At 40.1% G+C, this 6,920-nt stretch carries 7 protein-coding genes; all 7 read left to right on the top strand.

The window, feature by feature from the left end; genetic code table 11:
• The coding region (locus ACJHV0_RS03570; protein WP_483133404.1) for an ABC transporter permease at positions 1-750 on the top strand (750 nt) is incomplete at its 5' end.
• Between the two features lies 1 nt (position 751).
• Positions 752-1,549 carry an ABC transporter ATP-binding protein gene (locus ACJHV0_RS03565; protein WP_483133403.1) on the top strand — a complete coding sequence of 266 codons (798 nt, stop codon included), beginning with the start codon at positions 752-754 and terminating at the stop codon, positions 1,547-1,549.
• 70 nt (positions 1,550-1,619) lie between these two features.
• On the top strand, positions 1,620-3,542 hold the full coding sequence (gene yoaA, locus ACJHV0_RS03560) for a DNA repair helicase YoaA (protein ID WP_483133402.1): 1,923 nt from the start codon (positions 1,620-1,622) through the stop codon (positions 3,540-3,542).
• Between the two features lie 77 nt (positions 3,543-3,619).
• Positions 3,620-3,985, top strand: coding sequence for a CidA/LrgA family protein (locus ACJHV0_RS03555; RefSeq protein WP_025236150.1), 366 nt, complete (start codon positions 3,620-3,622; stop codon positions 3,983-3,985).
• A complete protein-coding gene (locus ACJHV0_RS03550; protein ID WP_025236149.1) occupies positions 3,986-4,672 on the top strand; it encodes an LrgB family protein in 687 nt (228 codons plus the stop codon).
• 93 nt (positions 4,673-4,765) lie between these two features.
• The gene (gene msbA / locus ACJHV0_RS03545) at positions 4,766-6,529 is read left to right on the top strand and encodes a lipid A ABC transporter ATP-binding protein/permease MsbA (RefSeq protein WP_025236148.1); all 1,764 of its coding nucleotides are present in this window, start codon (positions 4,766-4,768) and stop codon (positions 6,527-6,529) included.
• A gap of 93 nt (positions 6,530-6,622) precedes the next feature.
• Positions 6,623-6,920, top strand: a 298-nt coding sequence (lolB, locus tag ACJHV0_RS03540) for a lipoprotein insertase outer membrane protein LolB (protein WP_483133401.1), incomplete at its 3' end; no start/stop codon positions are given.

The raw sequence follows: 6,920 nt of genomic DNA, 5'->3' as shown, positions 1-6,920 counted from the left end.
AGCATTTTAAATCAAGTCGATCCTTGGCTGGCAACACTGTATGGCACTTTAGCAGGGGCAATTGCCGGTATGATTACGGCAAGTCTGCATATCGGTTTTAAAATTGAGAAATTGCTTGCCAGTATCTTGATGATGATCGCCCTCTATTCCATTAATTTACGCATTATGGGAATGCCGAACATTGCAATTCTTGGCGAAACGACAATTTATGATGTAATGCCAATTGAAAGCGACCTGCAATTAGCTTTAGTTAGACTTGTGATGGCATTGCTGGTAGTCGTGATTGTGAAATGTTTGTTTGACCTTTTCTTCACTACCCAAATCGGTTTAGCGGTGCGAGCCACCGGTACAAACAATCGTATGGCAAAAGCACAGGGCATTGCGGTAAACAAAATGACGATTTTAGGAATGGCGATTTCTAATGCATTAATAGCGTTGGGCGGTGCATTATATGTGCAGAGCAATGGCGGGGTGGATATTTCTATCGGTGTCGGCACTATTGTTATCGGCTTGGCAGCGGTGATTATCGGCGAGGCAATTTTCTCGGTCAAACGGATTATTTGGCTCACTTTTGCCGTTATTATCGGTTCGGTGCTTTACCGTTTCTTTATCGCTCTTGCGTTAAATAACGATACTTTAAACGGCATTGGCTTTGGTCCGCAAGATCTTAACTTAATTACGGCGTTATTGGTTGTGATTGTGTTGGCAGTGCCGAGAATTAAGCAGATATTGGCAGGTAAGAGAGGTTAAAATGATCGAATTAAATAATTTATTCATTACCTTCAATAAAGGCACGGCGATTGAAAACCCTGTATTACGAGGCTTATCGCTTAAAGTAGAACAAGGCGAATTTGTGTCTGTGATTGGCAGTAACGGTGCAGGCAAATCGACAATGCTTAATGCGATTAGTGGTGATTGTTTCGTTGATAGTGGCGAGATTATTATTCAGGGTAACAAAGTTAATAACACCACAACGTGGCAGAGAGCAAACCAAGTTGCTCGAGTATTCCAAGATCCAATGGCTGGCACTTGTGAAAGTTTAACCATTGAAGAAAATATGGCGTTGGCGTATCAGCGTGGTAGCAAGCGAGGCTTGGGCTTTGCGATTAAACGCCAAATGAGAGAGCTATTCAGAGACAAACTTTCGCTGCTTGGTTTAGGTTTGGAAAATCGTCTCACCGACCAAATGGGGCGATTATCGGGCGGACAACGCCAAGCGGTTAGCCTTTTAATGGCATCGCTTCAGCCTTCTAATATTTTATTACTCGATGAACACACTGCAGCTCTTGACCCTAAAACCACTGATTTTGTGATGGAACTAACGAATAAAATTGTTCGAGAGCAAAAATTAACTACGCTAATGGTAACGCACTCAATGCGACAAGCGTTAGATTACGGTGATAGAACTGTAATGCTTCATCAAGGGCAAGTGGCTTTTGATGTTTCGGGCGAACAACGTAAGCAAATGGACGTGTCAGATTTGTTACGGCTGTTCCAAAAAAATCGCCACGAACAACTTAGCGATGATGGGCTACTGTTAGGAAATTAAATAAATTACTATTCTACAAGCGGTTGTTTTTGTAAAATATTTTGCAAATTCAACCGCTTACTTATTTTCAATGACAAAATACGACGATAAAATTCTCCACGCCTTTAGTGATGATGGCTTACTTAGCCAAAATATCAACGGCTTTCGCCCTCGCAAAGCACAGCTTGAAATGGCACAAGCGGTCGGAAAAGCGGTAAAATTTGCAACACCTGTGGTAGTGGAAGCGGGAACAGGAACGGGCAAAACCTTTGCTTATTTAGTGCCAGCACTGCTTTCAGGTAAGAAAACCATTGTTTCTACAGGCTCAAAAAATCTACAAGATCAACTATTTAACCGAGATCTTCCCACCATTCAAAAAGCCCTTAAATATAAAGGCAAAGTTGCCTTACTTAAAGGCAGGGCAAACTATCTCTGCTTAGAACGCTTAGAGCAAGTTACCGCAATGGGGGTATTAGGCGATAAGTCGGTGTTGGCGGATTTGAAAAAAGTCAGTAAATGGCAAAATTCTTCCAAAACAGGGGATTTGAGCGAATGTATTACCATTGCCGAAGATAGCCCGATTTTACCTCAGTTAGTGAGTACAACGGAGAGTTGTTTAGGCTCGGATTGCCCGCATTTTAAAGATTGCTATGTGGTGCAGGCTCGCCGTAAAGCGATGGATGCGGATGTGGTTGTGGTCAATCATCACCTGTTTTGTGCGGATATGGCAGTAAAAGAAACCGGGTTTGGGGAGCTGATCCCTGAGGCAGAATTGGTGATCTTCGACGAAGCCCACCAACTGCCGGACATCGCCAGTCAATACTTCGGGCAATCTCTCTCTTCTCGCCAATTATTTGATATTTGTAAAGATACCAACATTGTTTACCGTACGGAATTAAAAGATGTGGCACAGTTGGGGAAAGCTTCCGATCATCTGATGAAAGTTGTGCAAGATTTCCGTTTATTAATGGGCGGAGAAGGGCAGCTTAGAGGCAATTTGCGAGATCTGTTTCGGGATAAAAAAGTGGTTGATGGATTGGTAAAAGTTGCCGAGAACGTCGATTTTTTAAGTGAGGTTGTGAAGAAATCACTAGGGCGTTCTGAAACCTTAGACAAAATTTTTGAGCGATTGGCGGAAGTGAAAGTTCGTCTTAAAAAATTGATGGACACAACAGTAACAGGCTATTGCTATTGGTATGAAGCAAATGGGCGTTCTTTTGGTTTGCATATCACACCATTGACGGTGGCGGATAAGTTTGGCGAGCAATTGAAAGATCAGCAAATTGGTTGGGTGTTTACCTCAGCAACCCTTGAAGTAGGTGGTACGTTTGACCATTTCTGCCAACGATTAGGCATTGAAAATGCGGAACAGTTGGTATTACAAAGTCCTTTTGATTACCAAAATCAGTCGTTACTTTGTGTACCTCGTTATTTACCTGATACTAATAAAGCTCATACCCTAACTGCATTAGGGCAGCTATTAAAACCGGTGATTGAAGCGAACAAAGGGCGTTGCTTTTTGCTTTGTACTTCCTATTATATGATGCGAGGTTTGGCGGATTTTTTAAGAGAACATAGTTCGCTTAATGTGCTGCTACAAGGGGAAACCGGCAAAAGTCGTTTGTTGGAACAATTTGTGAAAGAAGAAAACTCAGTGCTGGTGGCAACCCAAAGTTTCTGGGAGGGGATTGATGTGCGAGGTGATGATCTTTCTCTTGTGATTATTGATAAATTGCCGTTTACTTCGCCTGATGAACCTTTACTCAAAGCCCGAATGGAAGACTGCAAATTACAAGGGGGCGATCCTTTCAATGATATTCAAATTCCGGAAGCAGTGATTACACTTAAACAAGGTGTTGGGCGTTTAATTCGAGATGTAACAGACAGAGGGGTGGTAATCATCTGCGATTCTCGTCTGGTAATGCGTAATTATGGGCAAACGTTTTTGAAAAGTTTACCGCCTTCAAAAAGAACAAGAGATTTGGAGTCGGTTATTCAATTTTTAAAAGTGTAATATAATATGCAAGCGGTCGAATTCTTACAAAGTTTTGCAAATTATGGATAAAAAAGTACCGCTTGTTCGGAGGTTATATGTTATCAAAAGTGTTTAAGATTTTAGCATCGTTAGCATTGCTATTTGTAATGCTATATTTAGGCAAGCTCATTGCCTTTCTTTTCCCCATAGGCATTCCGGACAGTATTTTAGGTATGCTAATTTTATTTGGTTGTTTGGTAATAGGGATTGTTAAGGTAGAATGGGTTATGCCAAGTGCTAGACCGCTAACTCGCTATATGACTTTATTTTTCTTGCCGATTTGTGCTGAATTAATTGAACATTTGGATCTGTTTAGTGAAAATTTTAACACTTTTGTCTTATCTACCGCGTTAAGTTCTTTAGTTTCTATTGTGATTATCGGATTATTTGCTCAATGGCTATTTCATCGAGGTAGAAACTAAATGATTTATCTCTATTCTATTTTGACATTGGTGATTTTTATCGTTGGGATAAAAATTAGTCAAAAACTTGCTATCAATCTGCTTAATCCATTCTTGATTGCTCTGACATTAATTATTGGCGTTATTGTCATTTTTAACATTCCTTATCACGACTATTACAAAGGCAATGCACCTTTGAATAATTTACTAGGTGTTTCAGTAGTTGCACTTGCTTGCCCGTTTTATGAACAGTTACCTCAGATCCGTAAAAAATGGCGGCAAATTATGGTTGTTCTACTGTTTAGTACGCTTGTTACGATGCTGACCGGTGTTGGATTTGCTCTTCTGTTTGGTGCGAGTCAAGATATTTTAGCTGCGGTGTTACCTAAATCAGTTTCAATGCCAATGGCGATCATCATCACTAATGAAATTGATGGTAATGTGGGTATTGCGGCGGTTGGGGTGATGATCGCAGGCTTAGTGGGTTCTATTTTAGGTTTTATGTTGTTACGTTTTATCAAAGTACGAAATATTATGGCAATAGGATTAAGTATGGGGGCAGCCTCACACGCATTAGGCACAGGTCGGTGCTTAGAACATAGTATGAAAGCAGGGAGTTATAGTTCTATTGCATTAGTTGCTTGTGGGGTACTATCTTCTATTTTAGCCCCTCTAGTATTTAAAATGGCGGTAATGTTTTTCTACTAAGATAGATTATATATTAGGCAGAATAGCGTTTAATTTGGTTAGTCTCTGAAATCAAGGTACAATAGCCCGATTTTTCAATAAAAAGAAAGAATTATGCAAGAACAAGTTAATTTAGAAAAAGATCTTTCCACGTTTAAAACCTTTAAACGTTTATGGCCGACAATTAGCCCTTTTAGAGCAGGCTTGATCGCGGGTGCTATTGCTTTAGTGCTCAATGCCTTAGTAGACTCGGGGTTAATTTATTTGCTTAAACCACTTTTAGATGAAGGTTTTGGGCAGGCAAATCACGGTTTTCTTAAATTAATGGCAATCCTTGTTGTGGTATTTATTTTAGTTCGGGGAATTACCAATTATATTGCCAGTTACTGTTTAGCGTGGGTTTCGGGTAAAGTGGTAATGAACTTACGCCGTCAAATTTTCCAACATTTAATGTATATGCCCGTTAGTTATTTTGATAATAACCCGACCGGGCGTTTGCTTTCACGTGTAACGTACGATACCGAAATGGTGGCAAGTTCAGCTTCTCATTCGTTAGTTACCATTGTGCGTGAAGGGGCGTACTTGATCTCTCTATTTGTAGTGATGATCTATACCAGTTGGCAACTCTCAATTGTGCTATTTATTATGGCTCCGATTATCGGTGTGCTAATTGGTTTTGTTTCCAAATATTTCCGTAAATTAAGCCGTAACATTCAAAACTCAATGGGCGAGCTGACAATCACCACCGAACAAATGTTAAAAGGGCATAAAGAGGTACTTTCCTTTGGCGGACATAAAGTAGAAAAAGATCGTTTTGAGCGTGTAAGTAATGATATGCGTCGCAAAGGAATGAAAGTGGTTTCTGCTGATGGTATTTCTGATGGTGTGGTGCAGCTTATAGCTTCTTTTGCATTATCTGCCGTACTTTATGTAGCAACTTTCCCTGAAGTGATGAGCGAAAATCTTACCGCAGGTTCATTTACGGTTGTGTTTTCGTCTATGATGGCAATGCTACGCCCATTAAAATCATTAACTAATGTAAACTCGCAATTCCAACGTGGTATGGCTGCTTGCCAAACATTATTTGAGTTTTTAGATTTAAAAACCGAGAAAGATAACGGTTCTGTTCGAGTAGAAAAAGCAGAAGGTAATGTTGAATTTAAAGATGTCAGTTTTACTTATGTGGGTAAAGATGAAAAAGCATTAAACAACATTTCGTTTGAGATTCCTAAAGGCAAAACTGTGGCATTGGTGGGGCGTTCCGGTTCGGGTAAATCAACCATCGCCAATTTGCTCACTCGTTTTTATGATATTGATGATGGTGAAATTTTGTTAGACGGCATTAATATTCAAGATTACACCTTAAAGAACTTACGTGAACAATGCTCTGTAGTTTCACAGCAAGTTCACTTATTTAACGATACGATTGCCAATAACATTGCTTATGCGGCAACCGATAAATATAGCCGAGAAGAAATCATTGCTGCGGCAAAAGCCGCTCACGCAATGGAATTTATTGAAAAACTTGATAATGGTTTAGATACCATAATTGGTGAAAACGGAGCAAGCCTATCGGGTGGGCAACGCCAACGTTTAGCGATCGCCCGTGCTTTACTCAGAAATTCGCCTGTACTTGTACTTGATGAGGCTACGTCTGCTCTTGATACTGAATCCGAAAGAGCCATTCAGTCGGCATTAGAAGTATTGCAAAAAGATCGTACCGTGCTTGTCATTGCTCATCGCTTATCAACCATTGAAAAAGCCGATGAAATTTTGGTGGTCGATCACGGAAATATCATTGAGCGAGGAAGTCATACAGAGCTTCTTGCTCAAGGTGGGGCTTATAAACAACTCCATAGCCTACAATTTGGGGCATAACAAGCGGTTGATTTTGACCAAAGATTTGCAAAATCATTCCAATAGTATTTGTGGAGCGAAACATTTTTCGTCCTATAGTATATAGAGAATATTATGAAAAAACTGTCAACACTTTTATCCCTTACTACCTTGCTGGTTTTAACAGGCTGTAACTCAGTATTAAATGCACCTACCGAAGTACAAAAACCAACGGTAGAAATTCCGCACAACGATCCCCAATGGCAGCAACATTTAGTTCAATTAGCCAAAATTCAGAGCTATAAGGCAGCAGGGCAATTTGGTTATATTTCACCGGAAGAGCGTTTTTCTTCTCATTTCAATTGGCAATACAATACGCCAACTCAATTTGGCTTAGAACTTTCTTCTAACCTTTCGACGAAATCCCTCAAAT

It is taken from the genome of Mannheimia sp. (assembly GCF_056854775.1).
This window is presented reverse-complemented; position numbering and strand designations above follow the sequence as displayed.